The sequence below is a fragment of the Rhizobium sp. YTUHZ044 genome (assembly GCF_051123975.1).
GTDB lineage: Bacteria > Pseudomonadota > Alphaproteobacteria > Rhizobiales > Rhizobiaceae > Rhizobium.
In genome coordinates this window covers 426,520-446,020 of sequence record NZ_CP101428.1, presented here as the reverse complement: position 1 = coordinate 446,020, position 19,501 = coordinate 426,520, and the positions used below count along the sequence as shown (strand labels likewise).

General features: G+C 62.0%; 20 protein-coding genes and 2 pseudogenes. 7 read left to right on the top strand and 15 right to left on the bottom strand.

Going from position 1 to position 19,501, the window contains the following annotated elements; all coding sequences use genetic code 11:
• Nucleotides 1-44 precede the first annotated feature (44 nt).
• On the bottom strand, nucleotides 45-533 hold the full coding sequence (locus NL154_RS27480) for a cupin (RefSeq protein WP_434734434.1): 489 nt from the start codon (nucleotides 531-533) through the stop codon (nucleotides 45-47).
• A gap of 243 nt (nucleotides 534-776) precedes the next feature.
• Between NL154_RS27480 and NL154_RS27475 the strand changes: the two genes are divergently transcribed.
• Entirely contained in the window at nucleotides 777-1,187 is a 411-nt protein-coding gene (locus NL154_RS27475) for a hypothetical protein (protein ID WP_210632408.1), read from the top strand.
• Between the two features lie 43 nt (nucleotides 1,188-1,230).
• Here NL154_RS27475 and NL154_RS27470 read toward each other — a convergent pair whose 3' ends face one another.
• Nucleotides 1,231-2,772 (bottom strand): DHA2 family efflux MFS transporter permease subunit, encoded by a 1,542-nt coding sequence (locus NL154_RS27470; RefSeq protein WP_434734433.1) that lies wholly within the window; start codon nucleotides 2,770-2,772, stop codon nucleotides 1,231-1,233.
• Between the two features lie 409 nt (nucleotides 2,773-3,181).
• On the opposite strand from NL154_RS27470, the gene NL154_RS27465 reads away from it, so the two are divergent.
• Nucleotides 3,182-5,203, top strand: a complete 2,022-nt coding sequence (locus tag NL154_RS27465; RefSeq protein ID WP_434734432.1) for a beta-N-acetylhexosaminidase — start codon at nucleotides 3,182-3,184, stop codon at nucleotides 5,201-5,203.
• Nucleotides 5,204-5,220: 17 nt separating this feature from the next.
• Here NL154_RS27465 and NL154_RS27460 read toward each other — a convergent pair whose 3' ends face one another.
• Nucleotides 5,221-5,961 (bottom strand): helix-turn-helix domain-containing protein, encoded by a 741-nt coding sequence (locus NL154_RS27460; protein WP_434734534.1) that lies wholly within the window; start codon nucleotides 5,959-5,961, stop codon nucleotides 5,221-5,223.
• A 275-nt stretch (nucleotides 5,962-6,236) separates the two neighbouring features.
• Between NL154_RS27460 and NL154_RS27455 the strand changes: the two genes are divergently transcribed.
• Nucleotides 6,237-7,151, top strand: a complete 915-nt coding sequence (locus NL154_RS27455) for a DMT family transporter (RefSeq protein ID WP_434734431.1) — start codon at nucleotides 6,237-6,239, stop codon at nucleotides 7,149-7,151.
• Between the two features lie 5 nt (nucleotides 7,152-7,156).
• Here NL154_RS27455 and NL154_RS27450 read toward each other — a convergent pair whose 3' ends face one another.
• The 5 genes from NL154_RS27450 to NL154_RS27430 all read right to left on the bottom strand — a co-directional run bounded on the left by NL154_RS27450 (nucleotide 7,157) and on the right by NL154_RS27430 (nucleotide 11,745).
• On the bottom strand, nucleotides 7,157-8,359 hold the full coding sequence (locus NL154_RS27450; protein ID WP_210632403.1) for an ROK family transcriptional regulator: 1,203 nt from the start codon (nucleotides 8,357-8,359) through the stop codon (nucleotides 7,157-7,159).
• A gap of 75 nt (nucleotides 8,360-8,434) precedes the next feature.
• On the bottom strand, nucleotides 8,435-9,658 hold the full coding sequence (locus NL154_RS27445) for an MFS transporter (RefSeq protein ID WP_221145170.1): 1,224 nt from the start codon (nucleotides 9,656-9,658) through the stop codon (nucleotides 8,435-8,437).
• Between the two features lie 9 nt (nucleotides 9,659-9,667).
• Complete coding sequence (locus NL154_RS27440; protein ID WP_434734430.1) at nucleotides 9,668-10,444, bottom strand: SDR family oxidoreductase; 777 nt, start codon at nucleotides 10,442-10,444, stop codon at nucleotides 9,668-9,670.
• Nucleotides 10,445-10,469: 25 nt separating this feature from the next.
• Entirely contained in the window at nucleotides 10,470-11,333 is an 864-nt protein-coding gene (locus tag NL154_RS27435; protein WP_221145168.1) for a MurR/RpiR family transcriptional regulator, read from the bottom strand.
• A gap of 22 nt (nucleotides 11,334-11,355) precedes the next feature.
• Nucleotides 11,356-11,745, bottom strand: coding sequence for a RidA family protein (locus NL154_RS27430; RefSeq protein WP_071091593.1), 390 nt, complete (start codon nucleotides 11,743-11,745; stop codon nucleotides 11,356-11,358).
• 110 nt (nucleotides 11,746-11,855) lie between these two features.
• Between NL154_RS27430 and NL154_RS27425 the strand changes: the two genes are divergently transcribed.
• The 3 genes from NL154_RS27425 to NL154_RS27415 are packed head-to-tail and all read left to right on the top strand — an operon-like array spanning nucleotide 11,856 to nucleotide 14,945.
• On the top strand, nucleotides 11,856-12,338 hold the full coding sequence (locus NL154_RS27425) for a hypothetical protein (protein ID WP_210632399.1): 483 nt from the start codon (nucleotides 11,856-11,858) through the stop codon (nucleotides 12,336-12,338).
• A gap of 30 nt (nucleotides 12,339-12,368) precedes the next feature.
• Nucleotides 12,369-13,844 (top strand): M81 family metallopeptidase, encoded by a 1,476-nt coding sequence (locus tag NL154_RS27420; protein WP_434734429.1) that lies wholly within the window; start codon nucleotides 12,369-12,371, stop codon nucleotides 13,842-13,844.
• Nucleotides 13,845-14,945: a D-TA family PLP-dependent enzyme gene (locus NL154_RS27415; RefSeq protein WP_434734428.1), complete on the top strand. Its 1,101-nt coding sequence runs from the start codon at nucleotides 13,845-13,847 to the stop codon at nucleotides 14,943-14,945.
• A 56-nt stretch (nucleotides 14,946-15,001) separates the two neighbouring features.
• Here NL154_RS27415 and NL154_RS27410 read toward each other — a convergent pair.
• The 5 genes and pseudogenes from NL154_RS27410 to NL154_RS27390 form a co-directional block, all read right to left on the bottom strand.
• Nucleotides 15,002-15,578, bottom strand: a pseudogene (locus NL154_RS27410) (TOBE domain-containing protein); the annotation flags it as partial.
• A gap of 13 nt (nucleotides 15,579-15,591) precedes the next feature.
• The gene (locus NL154_RS27405; RefSeq protein ID WP_210632396.1) at nucleotides 15,592-16,101 is read right to left on the bottom strand and encodes a hypothetical protein; all 510 of its coding nucleotides are present in this window, start codon (nucleotides 16,099-16,101) and stop codon (nucleotides 15,592-15,594) included.
• Nucleotides 16,098-16,586, bottom strand: coding sequence for a TspO/MBR family protein (locus NL154_RS27400; RefSeq protein ID WP_434734427.1), 489 nt, complete (start codon nucleotides 16,584-16,586; stop codon nucleotides 16,098-16,100). Before NL154_RS27400 ends, NL154_RS27405 begins: the two co-directional genes overlap by 4 nt.
• A 60-nt stretch (nucleotides 16,587-16,646) precedes the next feature.
• Complete coding sequence (locus tag NL154_RS27395; RefSeq protein WP_210632394.1) at nucleotides 16,647-16,871, bottom strand: DUF378 domain-containing protein; 225 nt, start codon at nucleotides 16,869-16,871, stop codon at nucleotides 16,647-16,649.
• Nucleotides 16,872-16,899: 28 nt separating this feature from the next.
• The gene (locus NL154_RS27390; protein ID WP_434734426.1) at nucleotides 16,900-17,385 is read right to left on the bottom strand and encodes a fasciclin domain-containing protein; all 486 of its coding nucleotides are present in this window, start codon (nucleotides 17,383-17,385) and stop codon (nucleotides 16,900-16,902) included.
• Between the two features lie 160 nt (nucleotides 17,386-17,545).
• On the opposite strand from NL154_RS27390, the gene NL154_RS27385 reads away from it, so the two are divergent.
• Nucleotides 17,546-18,130, top strand: a complete 585-nt coding sequence (locus tag NL154_RS27385) for a helix-turn-helix domain-containing protein (protein WP_221153387.1) — start codon at nucleotides 17,546-17,548, stop codon at nucleotides 18,128-18,130.
• A gap of 9 nt (nucleotides 18,131-18,139) precedes the next feature.
• Here NL154_RS27385 and NL154_RS27380 read toward each other — a convergent pair.
• Together NL154_RS27380 and NL154_RS27375 are read right to left on the bottom strand one after the other, a co-directional pair.
• Nucleotides 18,140-18,323, bottom strand: a pseudogene (locus tag NL154_RS27380) (aminoglycoside phosphotransferase); the annotation flags it as partial.
• Complete coding sequence (locus NL154_RS27375; RefSeq protein ID WP_210632391.1) at nucleotides 18,322-19,455, bottom strand: ABC transporter ATP-binding protein; 1,134 nt, start codon at nucleotides 19,453-19,455, stop codon at nucleotides 18,322-18,324. The pseudogene NL154_RS27380 and the gene NL154_RS27375, both read right to left, overlap by 2 nt.
• Nucleotides 19,456-19,501 lie beyond the last annotated feature (46 nt).

Here is a 19,501-nt window from a genome sequence, read left to right as displayed (position 1 = left end):
TCAAAGCGGAACAGAAAGCGAAAGATATCAGGGTGCGCAAGTGGCTATCGCCACTTCTCGATGAGAAATCCCGATGGTCCCTGAACGGGATCGGTATCGGGCAGGGGCACTGACGAGATTTTCGCCAGCATTTCACTTGAAGCAGCCGAAGTCTGAATGTCGGCATGCTGCCCCTTGGGATAAGCCCCGATGACCTCGAACTCCGAAGTGCAGCCGAGGTTTTGGTGCCCGGTTCCGCCTGGAAGCACCAGACAGTCTCCCGCCGTGACTTCGAGCGCTCGACCGCCGGGACCGCCGATCAGCAGCGTGGCGCTGCCACGTGCAATGCCCAGCACTTCATGAGCACCGGAATGGTAGTGCTGATAATCGAAGACACCGTTCGTCCAGATGCCGGTCCAACCGTTTGCCGCGAAGCGATCTTTGAAATCGCGAGGTCCACCGTCGGCAAAGACATCCCGGTAAAGCAATACAGGAAGGCGCCGGTTGTTCGGAACCCAGTCGCTCTCATCGAAAATAATCGTCTCGGTGTTCATGCTGAATTCCCACGGTAGGCGATGATGGCCTCAACAGGATAATCTGCGAGCCATCGGTGCTGGTGAGCGAGTTCGGTGCGTCTGCCATTGAACTCATCTCCGCCAATGGCTTCAAAAGGCTAAACTTTGGCGGCCGCCGGCGGTTCCCTCACACGCTGGAGCCTCGCTATGCCAAAAAGACACTTTTTGGCTGGCGAATTGGCTTAACGCTCAGTAAGACCGCTCTTTTTGAAAGAAGGCAACATGCGGAAATTATTATCGATTCTATTCAGCACAGTCATCGTGGCGGGAACAGCGCACGCTCAAGCGAGAGTTCAGGCCACCCACAGCAATCGCCTGATCGAAAGCTATCGCGCGTATATCGGCGACGCTGATCTTTACAATTCAAATGGGGCTAGACTTACCCAGCCGTGGCAGATCATCCGACAAGACAGGGCGAATTTCCATCAGTACCATGTGCGCGATCATGACGATCAATCGGACTCATTCTTTGCCGATCCGGCAAATCGCCAAGCTCTGGAGCAGATGCTTCGGAACGGAACGATGACGCGAGGGGCCGCCAATATGATCCTGCGTGGCAATGTATGGATTGACGTTGATATCTACGGTGACCAAGGAACCGGTCGATGGATCGACGTTTCTGTGTCCGATTGATATTTGCCGCAGAAGATAGTCGAGTCGGATCGTTGCCCGGGTCTCATGCCGGCGCCGGCCGCCTGGCGAAAGGGACCGAGAACAGGGCGCAGCCGGTCAGGACGGCGACGACCATCCAGGCTTCGTTGATCGCCTGAACGCTGGCCGCGGTCTGGACCAGCGGATCGAGCGTCGCCATGGTATCCGCATCGAAGCTGCCGCTATGTCCCGATATGATCTCGGCAGGCGCGCCGACAAACGTGGCCGCCTCGATGTCGCCGGCCTCAAGATGTGCCCAGAGGTCTTGTCCCAGCGGCTCCGAGCGTGTGTAGATGATGGTGTCGATCAGCGCGATGCCGATGGCGCCGCCGAGATTGCGCATCAAATTGAAAAGCCCGCTCGCATCGGGAACGCGATCAGCCGGAAGCGTGCCGAGCGCCAGCCGGGTCGGCGGCAGCAGGCAGAACATGATGGCGACGCCGCGCACCACCTGGGGCCAGAACATCGCGTCGTAATCCGAGCGCGGATCCTGAAACGCGCTCATGCCGACGCCGATCGCAAACAGCGCGAAACCTGCGGCCGACAGCAGCCGCGCATCCATGCGTTTCTCCAGCGCGACAGCGACCGGCGCAGTGACCAGCTGTGCGATGCCCGTGACCAGCATGGTCACGCCGATCTCAAGGGCGTCGTGTCCCCTGATGAAAGCGAGAAAGACCGGCATGAGATAGACCGAGCCGAAAAGGCCGATGCCGAGGATGAAGCTCAGAACCGAGCCGACGAGAAAATTCCGATCGCCGAAATTGCCAAGATCGACGATCGGCCGGCGTCGGCGCAGCGTTCGCGTTATGAACGCGCCGCCCGAGAGAAGGCAGACGGCCAGCAGGCTGAGGACGTAGGCCGAGGTCCAGCCGCTGGTCGGCGCCTCTTTGAGGCTGAGTTCCAGCGCCGTCAGCGCTGCCGCCATCAAGAGGAGCGACAGGCCGTCGAGATGCCTGAGTTCGGACCGATCGGCCTCCTGCCTGGGAAGAAAGCGGGCCGCAAGGATTGCCGAGGCAAGCCCCGGAAGGATGTTGATCAGGAACAGCCAGTGCCAGGAATAGGTTTCGGTCAGCCATCCGCCGACGATCGGGCCGACGGTGGGCGCAAGCACCGCAAGCACGCCGGCAATCGTCGTCGCAAGCGCTTGCCGCTCGTTCAGAAACAGAATGAACACGGCTGAAAACACCGAAGGGATCAGCGTTCCGCCGGAAAAGCCCTGAAGCACCCGCCAGGCGACCAGCGCGCCGAAGCTGCCGCTCGCCGCACAGCCGGCCGACGCCGTCACGAACAGGCTGATGGCGACGACGAACAGCCAACGCATCGTCAAAAGCCGCGTCAGCAGACCGGTCAGCGGGATGGCGACCACTTCGGCGATCAGATAGGCCGTCTGTATCCAGCTCATCTGATCCGGATCGATGCCCAACGCCGACTGGATGGTCGGCAGCGATGTCGCCACCACCTGAACGTCGAGGATTGCCATGAACATGCCGACGCACATGGCCAGGAAGCCGAACCAGACCATGGCGGGCCTTCCATCAGGACGAGCAGCTTCAAGTCGTTCCGACATGCGAGTATCCCGCCAGCGCGGCATCGTCCGATCGGTGAGAAATCTAGGGCTTTCATGTTTGCGATCGAAACGATCGGCATGTCAACCGCCACGCTGCGGCGAAGAATTGATCCAGCGCGCGCAGACCGAGGAGATCGCCACCAGCCGGGCGTTGGTCGCTCACGGTACCTTAATATTAACGCAAATGGGCAAGCCGATATTATTTCCCACATTGCGACACCCCGGCGATGTCATCGGGGGGATTTGCTTAAGTGCCGGGCGGCAGAAATTCCGGGTGGCCGATTGACGGCCCGGCGGGAAACTGGCTATCACTATTAAATCAATTTGATTGACTTCAATCGCCGCTCCGATCCCGGTGGCCGTGCCGGAACGTCCAAAAGCCCCGTTTTCCTCAAAGGAAGAGTGACCAATGTCGACACCGCGACCGAACGCCCTGCGGCTTGAAACCATTTGGAATCCGCCTGCCGAGGGCAAGGAATTCTCCTATGTCCTGCGCCTCAAGAACCTAGGCGGCGAGCCGCTTTCGAGTTTTTCCCTCTGCGTCAGCGGTCCGGGCCGCGTCGACCCCGCCGGACGCGTGGAAGGCGCAACGGTGTCGCAACGGCTTTCTAATTTCACCGAATTCCAGCCGCCGGCCAACTTCGTTCTCGGCGCAGGCGAAACCTGGACGATCTCCGTCTATGCGCTCAGCTGGCAGTTCCGCCACTGGACGGACGGCGCGACGAGTGCCTATCTCGCATTGTCCGATGGCAGCACCATCGTGCTCGGCGTCGGGCCGACACGCTCTTCCGTCAGCAATGCGCCGCTGAAGCGCGGTGCCGAGATCTATCCCGTTCCCGTCAACGCGCCCGTTCCGGTGTCGATCATCCCCTGGCCGAACCGCGTCGCCGTCGCATCGCGCCGCCCGCTGCCGGCGGGTTTTGCGCCGCAGGCGCAGAGCCCTGAAGGGGAGGCGGCGGCAAAAAGCTTCGCGGCGCTGGCGGAGCATCTCTTCGCGGTCGAAGGCATCGTGCGAACCGAGGCCGAAGGCGCGGTTCGTGTCGGCCTGAAGGAGGCTGCCGGCTTCGGGCCGGAGGCCTATCGGCTGAGCTTCGAAGAAGAGGCGATCACGATCGAGGCAAGCAGCCGCACCGGCTTCCTCTACGGCCTCGTCACGCTCGGCCAGATCTGGCGCGGCGCCAGGCTGCACCCCCAAGTTTTCCAGTTTCCCGCATCCGGCGAGATCGTCGACGAGCCGTCGATGGGCTGGCGCGGTCTGCATCTCGATGTCGCACGCCAGTTCTATGGCGCGGCCGAGGTCAAGAAGCTGTTGGCGGTGCTGGCCTGGAACAAGCTCAACCGCTTCCACTGGCACCTATCCGACGACGAGGCCTGGCGCGTGGAGATCGATGCCTACCCGGCCCTGACAGAGATCGGCGCATGGCGCGGCCACGGTCTCGCCGTGCCGCCGCTTCTGGGTTCAAGCCCGGCGCGGACGGGCGGCTACTACACCAAGCCTGTCATCCGCGAGATCGTCGCCCTCGCAAAGAACTTCGGCATCGAAATCGTGCCGGAGATCGATATGCCCGGACATTGTTACGCCATGCAACAGGCGATACCGGAGCTGCGCGACCCGGCCGAAAAAGCCAGCTATTACTCGGTTCAGGGTTTTCCCGACAACTGCATCAATCCGGCGCGCGAACAGACCTACCAGATCGTCGAGACCATTCTCTCCGAACTCATCGAGCTCTTTCCGTTCAAGACGATCCATCTCGGCGCCGACGAGGTTCCCCTCGGCGCATGGTCCGGCTCGCCGGAAGCGCTGGCGCGCCTCAGCGCCATCGCCGGCGACGAGGTTGCCGATGCGCATGCCAAACGGTTGAACGTCGTCACCAACACCCATGGCGCCGATGACATTCACGGCTCGGGCGCCGCCATCCTGCAGGCGGAATTCCTTGAGCGTGTCCAGCGCTTCCTCGCGAGCAAGGGCTGCATCACCGGCGGCTGGGAGGAAGCCGCGCACGGCGACGTCATCGACAAGTCGAAGAGCTATCTCTGCAGCTGGCGCAATGTTGAGGTTTCGGCCGAACTCGCCGAACGCGGCTATCAGATGGTCGTCTGCCCGGGCCAGGTCTATTATCTCGACATGGCGCTGAGGGCGGACTGGGATGAGCCCGGCGCCAGCTGGGCGGGAAATTCCGACGCGGAAAAGCTCTACAATTTCGATCCCGTCGGCGGCTGGACAGCGAGCCAGAAACAGCAACTGCTCGGCATCCAGGCCTGCATCTGGTCCGAGCCGATGACGGATCGCGCCGTCTTCGACCGTCTCGTCTTCCCGCGCCTTTCGGCACTTGCCGAAACCGGCTGGACGAAACCCTCGTCCAAGTCATGGGAACGTTTCAAGGCGCTCGCGGGGCTGATGCCGCTGCTCTATGGATTGCAGGAGTCGTAGCGCTCGGAGAAGCCGCGTCACTGCCGCTGCCGGTAGGCAGAGGGTGTGACGCCTGTGGCCGACTTGAAAGCCCGCGTCATGTGGCTCTGGCTGCTGAAGCCGCAGGCCGAAGCGATCTGTGCGATCGGGTCCGGGCCGCGCAGCATCGATTTGGCGCGCTCGACACGCCGGTGAGCCACCCAGCCATGCGGGGACACACCATAGCTTGCCCGGAACATCCGCTGGAAATGAAAGGCGCTGAGCTGGCCGATCGTCGCCAGATCCTGCAAGCGGATGGTCTCGCCGAGATGGGCCTCGATATAGTCCAGGCTGCGGCGGCGCACATGGGGCGCGAGCCCGCCGCTGATCGCGCAAGGGCGCGTCCCTCCATAACGCGGATCAACCAAAAAATCACTGATCGTCTGCGTCATCGCTTCTTCAGCCAGCAGATGATCCCCCGCCAACATCGCTTCCGTCAACTGCCGAAGCGTATGCGCCAAGACGGGTGCATCGGCGAAGGTCGCTTCGGCAACAGCCATAAACCGCGCATCGCGGTCAAACGTCTCGGCAAACATCCGGCGCATCTGATCGTCGGGAACATAGAGATGGACGAAGTCGAAGGGATCGGTGATTTCCCATTCGGACGAGTGCCCCTGTGGCATGACACACAAGGCCCCGGGCCGTCCTCGCGCGGCGGGGCTGCCGTCCAGACGGCGCGTTCCGGCGCCTCCGTTGAGATAAAGGCTGAACGTATGTCCGTCCGGCCGCTCATAGCTCATCCTGTCGCTGCCATTGCTCCAGAGGGCCGCAGATCGCCCGAGCCCCAGATCGATCGACTGCGACATCCGCGCCGAGGGCGATGCGGACAAAAACCTGAAAACAGAGAGGCGGCTGTCTTTCACCAATTCTTCCCACACCCGTGACGTCTTGCGAACAATAGCGGTGGACGGCCGACGTGGCGAGCGGGAACTCCGGGGCTAAGAATTTCACAGCAAGAATCTGCAAGAGACCGGCTCACGGTTCGCCTATTCATGGAGAAAACGAGGATCACTCCATGGCAAATGCCGCTCTCTTCATCGCGACCGTCCTCATATGGGGCACGACCTGGATCGCCATTGCGATCCAGGTCGGTCCCGTGCCGGTCCTGGTCTCGGTCTTTTACAGATTTGCGCTCGCAGCCGTGATCCTCGTTGCCATCCTGGCTTTCATGCGGCGGCTGAAGTTGCCGGCCTTGCGTGACCAACCTTTCATCCTGGCGCAAGCGCTCTGCCTGTTCAGCCTCAATTTCATCTGTTTCTACAACGCCGCCGGCTTCATCCCGTCCGGGCTGATCTCCGTCATCTTCTCGCTCGCAACGATCTACAATGCCGTCAATGCGCGCCTGTTCTTCGGCGACCGCATTACAGGCCGCACGCTGCTCGCGGCAGCGCTCGGCGCCACCGGCCTGCTGCTGCTGTTCGCAGAGGAGGTTGTCGTCGATTTCAATATGGGCACGTTGAAAGGGATCGGGCTCGCGGCGCTCGGCACGCTGTTCTTCTCGCTCGGCAATATGGCCTCGCGTCGAAACAGCGCGGCGGGAATTTCACCGCTGACCGCCAATGGCTGGGGCATGACCTATGGCGCGGTCGTTCTCCTGTTGCTGATTGCCCTAACGCAAACGCCGATCGTGACGCCGCCTGACATCACCTATCTCGCCGCCTTGCTCTATCTCGCGGCAATCGGATCGGTGATCGGTTTCACCGCCTATCTCATGCTGGTCTCCCGCATCGGCTCCTCACGCGCCGCCTATGCCACCGTCCTGTTCCCGATCGTCGCCCTGTCATTGTCGACGATCTTCGAGGGCTACCACTGGACCAGCCTCGGCCTGATCGGCCTGGCGCTGACGCTTCTCGGCAACGTGGTCATCTTTGCACGACCTCTGGCCCGTCGCGCGCTCCAAGCAGATGCGAGGCTGCCGGCAGGCGGGTAAGGGCGTCAGCCGACCGGCTTTTGCAGGACGTCGAAGCGCGGATTGGTTTCGGAAAAGATCGGCAGGGCGGCTGCGCCGAGGATCGCCGTATCCTTGCCGGTCATGCCGATCATGATGCGGAGCAGCGTCCGCTTCCGGCCGGGATCGAGCGGATCATGCAGCGGCTCCAGCCGTTCGGCCAGCCGGCGCATCAGTGACGTCGGGATGCTGCCGCCAAGCACGATGGTCTGCGGATCGAAGGCGAGCTCCAGAAAATCGACGGTCTGGCGCAGCGGCTCGACGGCCTGATCGAGCCACGCATCCAGGCCTTCACGTCCCTCGGCGATCAGCGCATCGAGATCGTCGGGGGAAAGCTCCCCGGCATTGGCGATGCCCATGAATTCGTAGGCGACCGAGGGCGAGAGATAGCGATCCAGGCAGCCGCGCTTGCCGCAGCTGCAGAGCCTGCCATGCGGCTCGACGATGATATGACCGATCTCGCCGGCATTGTTGCGGCTGCCCTTGTAGAGGTGGCCGTCGAGAAACATTCCGGCGCCGATGCCGCCGCCGCCGGCCAGAAACAGATAGACGAAACTGCCGAGGCCGCGGGCGACACCGTGAAGACGCTCGCCGATTGCGGCCGCCGTCGCGTCGTTCTCGACGAGGACCGGCACTCCGACCCGTTGTTCCAGTGCATGCCCGACCGGGAAATCCTGCCAGCCCGGCAGGCTGTGCGGGCTGAGAGACGTGGTGCCGCCATCGGCGTAGCGGCCGGGCAGGGCGATGCCGACGCCGAGCAGCCTGTTTCGATCGAAGACGAAAGCCTCTTGAAGATCCTCGACGATTGTTTGCAGCGCCGGCATGGCCTGTTGCGGATCGGCCTGTTCGACCTGGTGCTCGATGCGGGCGCAGACGGCGCCCGAGAGGTCCGTCAGCACACCGCTGGCGCGTCGACGGCCAAGCTCCAGGCCGATCGAATAGGCACCATGCGGATTGATGCTGTAGGGAATGATCGGCTGGCCTCGCGCCAGCTTCTGAGCCTCGGCCGCAACGAGAAGCTGCGAGCTCTCCAGCTCCTCGACGATATTGGAGACGGTCTGCGGCGTCAGCGCCGTCATCCGGGCAATCGCCGCCCGCGACAGCGGACCGTGGGTGCGCACAGCCTCGATCACCACGCGCCGGTTGTGAGACTTGGCCTGCTCGAGATTCGTGCCGGAGATCGCCTTCATGTCGCCTTCGAAGCAAGTGAAGCATCACCCTTGTCACAAGACGGATGGCGATGAAAGCGGGATTCTTCGCCTGATTTATCGAAGCTCGGCGTCGACAGGCGCAACGGCATTTCGTCGCTGCAGCAGGCCGAGGATCGTAATCCCCGACAATCCGGTGACGGCGCTCAGCATGGCGGTCCCGGAGTATCCGGTCACATAGGTGCCGGCGGCAAAGACCAGCGCCCCGATGCCCGCACTCGCAAAGACGTTGACGGAGATTAGTGCACTGCCGAGCCCCGGCCGGTCGGCGATGAGATCCTGCAGATAGGTGATCGGGATGCTGATGATCGCCGCCGCGCCGATACCGGCGAGCAAGGTGAGCGCGTAGAGATGCCACGGCGCGGAGGCAAAGCCGAGAAGGCCGAGGAAGACGGCATAGACGATCGTGCCGGCGGCAAGCGCGGTCATCTGACCGGCCTGCCGCGCTATCCGCGACCAGACGATGATGAAGACGATCTCGAGCAAGGCGACGATCCCGACCAGAATGCCGACATCGCTGAGTGCACCATGCGCCGCGCCGGTAGCGATCAACGGCAGCAGCGCATCGTTGAGATGCAGCGTGCTGGTGATCAGCGCCACCCCGATGATGTGCGCCGAAATCCCCGGCGAAATCACCTGCCGCAGGGCGCCGAGATGGGAAAGATGGTCGATGGTGTCGATCTCCGTTGCCGCGCGCTTCGGCAGGGCGAAGAGGATGATGCCCTGGCATAAGAGACAGGAGAGGGCGGCAAAGAGATAGGCCGGCAGCATGCTCGATGCGCCCGAAAGCAGAAGGCCAGTCATGCCGGGGATCAGCACCCAGGATAGCGAGATCATGGCGCGCACGCCCGAGTTCGCCGTCACCATGTCCTCCCGGTTCATGCCCTGCATCGCCGCCCGCGCATTGGCGAAAAGCAGTGAATTCAGCGCGCCGTAGATCGGAAGTGGCAGCAGCGCGCTGCCGACGAAGACGGCCGCGCTCGGAAAGGCATAGACCACGCCGTAGCCGACGATGCCGAAAATGCAGGCGCCGATCATCGCCGAACGGTACTCGCCCAGCCGGTCGGCGAGATTGCCGAGCAGAACGCTGACGACCACGTTCACCGCCGCCGAAGCAAAGGCCAGGATGGAATAGAGACCGTCGCTCAGCCCCAACTCGCGGATGCCGACGATCGAGCGATAGGGCGCGGTCATCGCCCCCGCCATTCCGAAAGTGAATATGGCGATCATGCTGGCGCGGATTGCCGGATTGCGGAAGACGTCGGGAAAGAGGCGGCGCATCTATCTCGGTCAGTAATGTTCTGATTGCGAGAAGGTTCGCGCCAGCTCGGCCTGGCCGGCCGTCAGGCCGCAATCGACGGGCAGGCAGACGCCCGTAATGGCCGCGGCCAATGGGCTGGCAAGGAAGGCCACGGCATTGGCGACGTCCTTGGGATCGACGACGCGCTGCAGAGGGTACCAGCGGCGCGCCTCCTCGAACACGTTCGGGTTGGCGGCGGCGCGCGCTTCCCAGGCCTGCGTCTTCACCGTGCCGGGCGCCACCGCATTGGAGCGGATGCCGAACTTGCCATATTCGACGGCGACCAGCCGGGTGAAATGCAAGAGGCCTGCCTTGGCGGCGCTATAGGCCGGATGGCCGAAGACATGCAGGCCGTTGACCGAGGCGATGTTGACGACCGAACCCTTGGAGGTCTTCAGCATCGGTTCGAAGGCGCGGAAACATAAGAATGCCGCTTCGAGATTGAGCGCATTGTCGGCCCGCCAGATCTCGGGCGTCGTCTCGTGCAGGCTGGTGGCGCGGGCGGCCCCGGCATTGTTGACGAGGGTTCTGACGACGCCGCTGCCGGCAGCGCGTTCTGCCATTTCCGCAATGCTCGCCTCGCTGGTCACATCGCAGCAGACGGCGACGAAACGCTCCGCCGGCCCGAGTTTCGAAGCCGCGGCGGCGGCAGCAGCCGCATCGATATCGGCAAGCAGAACGACATCATGGTCCTCGGCGAGACGCGCGGCAATCGCCGCGCCGATGTCGCCTGCAGCGCCCGTCACGATGGCGATCGATTGAGTCATTGATTGTCGCTCCCGTTCATATGCTTCAGTCTCCAAGCAATTGCCGGTCGTCGCCGTCCCGGTGAAGGACGAGCTGCTGTTTGATGCGCCGCAGGGTCACCGTCGCTTTCGGCTGAACGGCGTAGGCAACCAGGCTCGCCAGAATATCGACCATGGCGATGTAGGCGATGCGCGTCGAAGTCGGGCGATAGATATTGTTGCCCTCGGGAAGATCGATCGGCACGACGATTTCGGCGGCCTTGGCAACCGGGCTCTCCGTCTGGGTCAAAGCGATCGTCTTCACCTTGGTGTCGCGGGCAAGCTCGAAGGCCCGCACCAGCTCCATATTGCGCCCGGAGAAGGACGAGCCGATCAGCACGTCGCCCGGTTTGGCCGCGGCCGCCATCATCAGCTGCATGCTGTGGTCGGAACTGGCGGTGATGCGAAGCCCGAGACGGAAGAGGCGGTTCTGCAGCTCGTCGGCGATCATCGACGAATTGCCGCCCGAGCCGAAGGCATAGATCATATCGGCCTTGGCGATGAACGAAACGGCCGCTTCGATTGCCGCGAGATCGAGCGAGCGGTGCAGGAGGAAGAGCGCGTTCTGCGCCTTGGTGATGATATCCTGGGCGACATCGGCCGGATCGGTGCTTTTCGATTCCGGCTTCAGATAGCGCACGCCGATATGGGCGGTGCGGGCGAGCTGCACCTTGAAATCGGAAAAGCTCTCGCAGCCGAGCCGCCGGCAGAAGCGGGTGACAGTCGGCGGCGAGACCTCCGCGCGTTCGGCGAGCTCGATGATCGAGGCATTCACCGCAAACTCGAAATCGTTGACGATGATCTCCGCGATGCGGTTTTCCGAAGGAGAAAGCCGGCTCTTATCTTCCTGCAATGTCGAAAAGATATCCAAACCGCCTCCCTCCGATTGTTCGCTACGCGCCCTTCTTCTTATAGGCCACGCAATCGATCTCAACCTTGCAATCGACCATCATCGACGATTGCACACAGGCGCGCGCCGGCGGATGCTCGCCGAAATATTCCTGGTAGATCTTGTTGAAGGTCCAGAAGTCGCGGGGATCATCGAGCCAGACGCCGACGCGCACGACATCCTCGACGCCGTAACCGGCTTCCTCGAGGATATCCAGAACATTGGCGATCGTCTTGTGGGTCTGGGCGATGATGTTGCCGTCGATGATCTCGCCATCTTCCATCGCAACCTGCCCGGAAACATAGAGCCATCCGTCAGCTTCGACGGCGCGCGCGAAAGGCAGCGCCTTGCCGCCGGCGCCGGTTTGAACAGTGCCATAGCGCTTGATTGGCATTCAAAGTCCTTGCAAATTATTTTCTTGATAAGTTGACAAGTGACCATAGAAAGCAGAATTTGACCAGTGAAAAACGCGTTTTATGAAAAGAATTTCAATCCGGGGCAGCCATGCGCGATCCATTCCAGAATCCTTTCCCATCCGATAGCGCCCGCCACGCGATCTGGGAGATGCTCGTTCCCCGCGATATCGATGCCTTTCTGGCCGCTGATTGGTCGATGGTGGAGCATGACTTCGTGGAAGATGGCTTCATCGGCATCGATGGCCGCAAGGAGACAAACCCCGACAAATGGCGGCTCGCTTTCCCGACGCTCAAAGCCTATCGCGACGAGTGGCTGAGGCAGGCGGAGGATTTCGCCAAACAGAGCTTCGCTGAAGATGCGCGCACAGCGATCTTCACCACGACGACGCTCGAAGATATCGAGATCGAAGGCGACACGGCGCTGGTTCGCAAGAAATTCGACGGCGGCATTACCAAGGCCGACGGCACCCGCGATGTCCTGCAATGGCAGACACTCTATTATTGCAGGCTGCACGAGGGACGCTGGAAGATCTCAGGTTTCACCGGCTACCTGCCGAACCCGATGGGTTGAAGCGGAGCCGATAAGAAGAAGGCCACTTTCTTGCGCATTTTCACGGCAGCACTGGCGACCGAGACCAACACCTTCTCCCCGATCTGCGTGGATCGCCGCGCCTTCGAAGCCTCACTCTATGCCCCGCCCGGCCAGCATCCCGAAACGCCGACGCTCTGCACCGCGCCGATCACCGTCGGCAGGCGCGTCGCCAAAGAGAAGGGATGGGAGCTGATCGAGGGAACCGCCACCTGGGCCGACCCCGCCGGCCTCGTCAACCGGGCCACCTATGAGGAACTGCGCGACGAAATCCTTGGCCAACTCCGGGCGGCAATGCCTGTCGATGCCGTCGTCATGGGCCTGCATGGCGCCATGGTGGCGGCGGGATATGAGGATTCCGAAGGCGATCTTCTCCAGCGCATGCGCGAGATCGTCGGACCTGACGTGCTCATCTCAGCCGAACTCGATCCACACAGCCATCTCACGGCAAAACGCGTCGCCGCACTCGATTTCGCCGTCTATTTCAAGGAATTTCCGCATACCGACTTCGTCGACCGCGCCGAGGACCTCTGGCGCATCACCGTCGACACATTGGAAGGCCGGGTGAAGCCGGTCATGTCGGTGTTCGACTGCCGGATGATCGATGTCTTCCCGACCTCGCGCGAACCCATGCGCTCCTTCGTCGACAAGATCATGCAGATCGAAAAGGACGACCCCGAGATCCTGTCGATTTCGGTGGTCCACGGCTTCATGGTCGGCGACGTTCCCGAAATGGGAACGAAGCTGCTTGTCGTGACCGACAACAGACCGGAAAAGGGCGCGGCGCTGGCGCGCGAACTCGGCCTCGAACTGTTTTCCAAGCGCGGCACCTTCATGGTGCCGCAAATCGACGAGAGGCAAGCCGTCGCGCGCGCAATCGCCGCAACCGCATGGCCCGTCGTCATCGCCGATGTCTGGGACAATCCGGGTGGCGGCACGGCAGGGGATGCGACTGTTATTCTCGCAGAACTGATGGCCCGCGGCGTCACGAGTGCGGCGGTCGGCACCATCTGGGATCCGATGGCCGTCCAGATTTGCTTTGCGGCAGGCGAGGGCGCGGAAATTCCGCTGCGCTTCGGCGCCAAGTCGGCGCCCGGCACCGGCAACCCGATCGACGGCACCGTCAAGATCGTCAAGCTGGTCAGGAATGCCGAGATGCGGTTCGGCGAGAGCCTGGTGCCCTTCGGCGATGCCGCCCATATCGTGCTTAACGGCATCGACATCATCCTGAATTCGACGCGCGCCCAGAGCTTCGATCCGAGCCTGTTTTCGGTGATGGGCATCGATCCGACGAAGCAGAAGATCCTGGTGATCAAATCCACCAACCACTTCTTCGCGTCCTTCTCGAGGATCGCCGCGGAAATCCTTTACTGCTCCGCCGGAACGCCTTATCCCAATAATCCTGCGACGACGCCGTACCGGCGAGCGCCGAAGACCATCTGGCCGATCGTGGCCGATCCACACGGGCTACAACGCGGAGCCGCCTAGATGCATGACAACAGCTTCGCCGTCGTCGCCAAGGCAGGGGAGAGGATCGCCGATCTCTCGACGCCGCGCCCTATTATCGACGAAGACCGGCTGGCTGCAAACATCGCCCGCGTTCAATCCTATATGGACGAGCACGGCCTGAACTTCCGCCCGCATATCAAGACGCACAAGATTCCGGCGCTCGCCGTCGCGCAGGTTGCCGCCGGCGCCAAGGGCATCAATTGCCAGAAGGTGACGGAAGCCGAGGTCTTTGCCGAAGCCGGCTTCGGCGACATCCTCATCACCTTCAACATCCTCGGCCAGCAGAAGCTCGAGCGCCTGGCCAGGCTGAACGAGCGCATTCCAGCCCTGAAAGTCGTCGCCGACAGCGAAGTGACGGTCGACGGGCTCGCCGCACATTTTTCCGGACATAAGCCGCTGACGGTGCTTGTAGAGTGCGACACCGGCGCCGGCCGCTGCGGCGTGCAGACGCCGGAGGAAGCAGCCTCGCTCGCCAAGCGCATAGCCGCAGCCGAGGGCCTCACCTTCGGCGGCATCGTCACCTATCCGAAGCCGCAATCGGCCGCCGCCGTGGAAGCCTTCATCGCCGAAACAGTGAGCCGCCTGCAATCCGAAGGCATAACCTGCCCGATCGTCAGCAATGGCGGAACGCCAAGCCTGTTCGAGGCGCATCTCGTCGCATCGGCCACCGAACACCGCGCCGGCACCTATATCTACAACGACCGCCAGATGGTGCGCATGGGCCATTGCACCGAGGACGATTGCGCCATGCATGTGCTGGCAACGGTCGTGTCACGCCCGAACGCCGACCGCGCCGTCATCGATGCCGGCTCAAAGGCGCTGACATCGGATCTTCAGGGCTTCAGCGATTACGGCCTGATCGTCGGTTATCCCCAGGCACGCATCACCAGCCTCTCGGAAGAACACGGCGTAATCGATCTGTCGAACTGCACCGGCCCCCGGCCGCAGATCGGCGAAAAGCTCTTCATCATCCCGAACCACACCTGCGTGGTGTCCAACCTGTTCGATACGATGGTGTTTCATCGGGCTGGCGTGGTGACCCGCGTCGAAGAGGTCGCGGCTCGCGGTCTTGTCTGGTAGGGGCGTTTCCGGTTGAGGGCGAATTGAGGAAGGCGATGACGAAAAATTCCTGCGGTTACACGCCGCTCGAAGGCAATGCCGGCCTCGTCGAAGAGATGGCAGTCAGCGGCATTGTGCCGGTCGAAACAGGTGCGTCGGGGCGGATGCCGACGCTGTCAGGCAGCATGGCGCAGAAATTCTCTCCCTCGCCATTGAGCGAGGCGTAAGCGGCCCTATTGGCGCCAAGGCGCTCGATGACCCTCGGGGTCACGGTGAACACGATATCGCCGCCGTTGAGCTGGATATGCTCCGGGCGGATGCCGATCGTCAGGGTCTTGCCGGCCATGCCGTCGCGCAGCGTCACCGGCAGAACGGCCGTCTGCCCCTTGTAATCCACTTCGACGCCGGCGGCGCTGACGCCATGCAGGTCGCGGGGAGGAAATTCATCTTCGGGTTGCCGATGAAGCCGGCGAGGAACTGGTTCGCCGGCTTGTGATAGAGCTCGAGCGGAGCGCCGGTCTGCGAGATATTGCCGGCGTCGAGCACGACGATGCGGTCAGCCATTGTCATGGCTTCGACCTGGTCGTGCGTCAGGTAGATCATCATCACCTTCAAAGCCCTGTGCAGCTTGGCAAGCTCGATGCGCACATCGGCGCAGCAGCGGCCGTTAGATCGATCGGCTGTCATATGCCCAATGCAGCAGAGCCTGGCGCTGGCGCGGCCGGCACCAACAATCTCCAGGCTCGCAGGCTCGGCGAAGCTGAGCGACATGGCGGCGAATGGCTTTCCAGCGGGCGATCTGTCGCTCGTCCTCGCCGGGCATGCGGCGACCTTGATAATAGCGGCAGTACCACTGGAACCAGCCACGCGGATCGTCGGGATATATCCATCCCTTGGCTCGCCAGACGCTAAGGGGTTGGCTGGCGTCGACACCGAAGCAATTCAGTGACGGATCCTTTCGCAGCGGCGATAGACGGGCCTCTGCAAACCAGCTTGCCGGGAATTCGTTACGACAATCGGTCATGTATTTGCCGCCGAACACGCCGAGCGCAAGCATCTCGGCGGGGGTCAGCTCTGGCCGGAAGTCGGGATGAAAGTTGCGGCCACTTGGTGCAGCGAGAGCGTATCGGTAGCCTTGCTGCATCCCATCATTCACGACGATCCACTGGGGTTTCATCGGGCGCCCTCCGACAGCGGTTTCGGGCGGTTAAGCCGCCAGATGGACACGTTGAGTGCCGCCGCGAAACTCACCCACGTGAGGTAAGGAACAAGGAGCAGGGCAGCAGCCGAATTCGCGGGATAGAACAGGATGATCGTCGCCAGGATCGCATTCCAAAGGAGCATGATCTCCACCGCGGCCAGCCCGGGTCGGTGAAGGGCAAAAAAGATCGGCGACCACGCAGCATTGAGCAGAAGCTGGACTGCATAGACACTGAGCGGGAATGCTGCACCGGCAATGCCTGCCTCCAGCCACAGGAGCCAGCCCGACAGTCCGATCGAGGCATAGAGTACCGTCCAGACCGGGGCGAACAGCCAATCGGGCGGGCGCCATCCTGGCTTGTCGAGCTGCTTGTACCAGTCGCCTGGCCGAAAAATCACGCCGGTGGCCGCCGCAGCAAAGCTCACGGCCTGAAAGGCGACCATCACAAGAAGGGAATGCATGTCCATCCGACAAAAGGTGGAGGGAGCCGCCGACGCGGCAAGCGGGTCCCTCCAAAGGCCCTATTGGTTTTGGCGAGCAGCGAACTCGCCGGAACCCATTGCAGAAAACAGCGGGATGACCTGCCAGGCGGCTGACAGCCCCACCAGGACGTAAACGATCCGGGCGATAACCGAGCCGGCCCCGAAAATGGCGGCCACGAGGTCAAAGCCGAATAGCCCGACCAGCCCCCAGTTCAGGCCGCCTACGATGACGAGGATGAGCGTTAGTATGTTGATGAACTTCATGGTTCTTCTCCAGTTGAGGGGACGAGGGTCAGCCTTCCGGCGGCACGATCACCTTGTCGATGACATGGATGACACCATTGGAGGCAGCAATGTCGGCGGCGGTGACGGCGGCGTCGTTGACCTTGACGGTGGAGCCCTCGACGTTGACGTCGATCATTTTGCCATTGACCGACTTCGCCTCATCGATACCCGCCACGTCCTTAGCCATCATCTTGCCCGCGACCACATGGTAGGTGAGGATCGCGGTGAGCTTTTGCTTGTTTTCTGGCTTCAGAAGGTTTTCGACGGTACCGGCCGGCAAATTGGCGAAGGCTTCATCGGTCGGAGCAAAGACCGTGAACGGACCCGTTCCCTTGAGAGTGGCGACCAGGCCTGCCGCTTCGAGCGCGGTCGCCAGCGTCTTGAATTTACCCGCCTCCGCGGCAGTTTCGACGACATCCTTCTCCGCGGCGACCCCGCTGAAACTGCTGCCGAGCGTGATTGCTGCAGCGACTAAAAGGCTTCTCAACTTCATGTCATTCTCCTCTCGATGACAGGTGCGCGTTGCACCTCGCATCTTTCATTTGGAGAACACAGATTTTATTGCCACTCAAATTTTCGTGAGCGGAAACAGAATTATATTGTAATGAAAATTACCGTTATGATAGTTTCCCGTAACGAAAAGGAGTTTACGAGTGCTCTCCGACACGCTGTCCAATGAGCTTCAGCGCTACGCGATCGGCCCGCGTATCAAGACACTGCGACTGAGAAAGAAGCTGGGGCTGGTGCAGCTGGCGGGGCATACAGGGCTCTCGCCTGCGATGCTTTCGAAGATCGAGCGCGGGCAGATGTTTCCGACGCTGCCCACGCTGCTTCGGATCGCGATGGTTTTCGGGGTCGGCCTCGATCACTTTTTCAAATCCGACAAGGAGGAGCCGCTCATCGCGGTCGTCCGAAAGCACGAGCGTCTCAAACTTCCAAGCCCGCCGGGCGAAAAGAACCCAGCCTTCCTCTTCGAAAGCCTCGATTATCCCGCTTCCGACCGCCGTATGGAGGCGTATTACGCCGAGTTCCCGCTCGATTCGCCGCCCTCGGAGCCGCATCAACATGGCAGCGCCGAGTTCATTTACGTGCTCAGCGGTCGGCTTTTCGTCATTGTGGACGGCAAGGAGACAGCGCTGGATGCGGGCGACGCTATGTATTTTGACTCAAGCGTTCCGCACAGTTACCGCCGGGAAGGCGAGGCAATCTCGACGGCTCTTGTTGTGATTTCTCCCTAGGCGGCCGCTGCCCTGTGTCAACCGATGCAGCTCGCGGAGCGTGCAGGCCATGCGACGCCAGTCGGACCCTGTCTCGGGCGGTCCGCCCTCCATGTATTTCATCACCCCAGACCGCTCGCGAACAGCTGGCCGTCGGTCGTCGGGATTGGCGCTGGAACGTGCATGCTTCACTGTCGAGGTATTGGATCAGCTCAAGCCGCCGTCGGATTAATCACGTTCATATCGATTTCCGTCAATTCCACCCGCCGCTCAAACGCAATCCCCGCCTCGTCGAAGAGATGGCAATCGGCGGCGTTGATGCCGGTCGAAACAGGTGCGTCGGGACGAATGCCGACGCTGCCGGGCAGCATGGCGCAGAAATTTTCCGCCTCGCCGTTGAGCGAGGCGTAAGCGACAGTATTGGCGCCGAGGCGTTCGATGACCGTCGGCGTCACGGTAAAGACGATGTCACCGCCGTTGAGCTGGATGTGCTCCGGCCGGATCCCGAGCGTCAGGGTCTTGCCGACCATGCCGTCGCGCGGCGTCACCGGCAGAACGGCCGTCTGCCCCTTGTAATCCACTTCGACGCCGTTGGCGCTGACACCCTTGCAGGACACCGGCAGGAAATTCATCTTCGGATTGCCGATGAAGCCGGCGACGAACTGGTTGGCGGGCTTGTGATAGAGCTCCAGCGGCGCGCCGGTCTGGGAGATGTTGCCGGCGTCGAGCACGACGATGCGGTCGGCCATGGTCATGGCCTCGACCTGGTCGTGCGTCACATAGATCATCGTCGCCTTCAACGCCCGGTGCAGCTTGGCAAGTTCGATGCGCATGTCGGCGCGCAGCGCCGCGTCGAGGTTGGACAGCGGCTCGTCGAACAGGAAGATCTTCGGTTCGCGCACGATGGCGCGGCCGATCGCCACGCGCTGGCGCTGGCCGCCGGACAGCATGCCGGGCTTTTGCTGCAGCCGCTGGTCGAGGTGCAGGATGCGGGCGGCGTTTTCGACCTTGGCCTTGAGTTTTGCCTCATCCATCTTCTCGACGCGCAGCGGGAAGGCGATGTTCTCGAAGACAGTCATATGCGGATAGAGCGCGTAGGACTGGAACACCATGGCGATGCCGCGCTTGACGGGCGGCAGGTCGTTGACCCTGACGCCGTCGATGATGATGTCGCCTGCCGTCGTCGCGTCGAGACCGGCGATCATCCGCAGCAGCGTGGACTTGCCGCAGCCGGAGGGGCCGACGAAGACGACGAACTCGCCATTCCTCACCTCGAGCTGCACGCCCTTCAGCACTTCATAATCGCCGTAGAACTTCTGAACTTTGTTGAGAAGAAGCTGTCCCAAAAATCTGTCTCCGCGGGCGGTCTTTGTCGCACGTTCGATCATCATT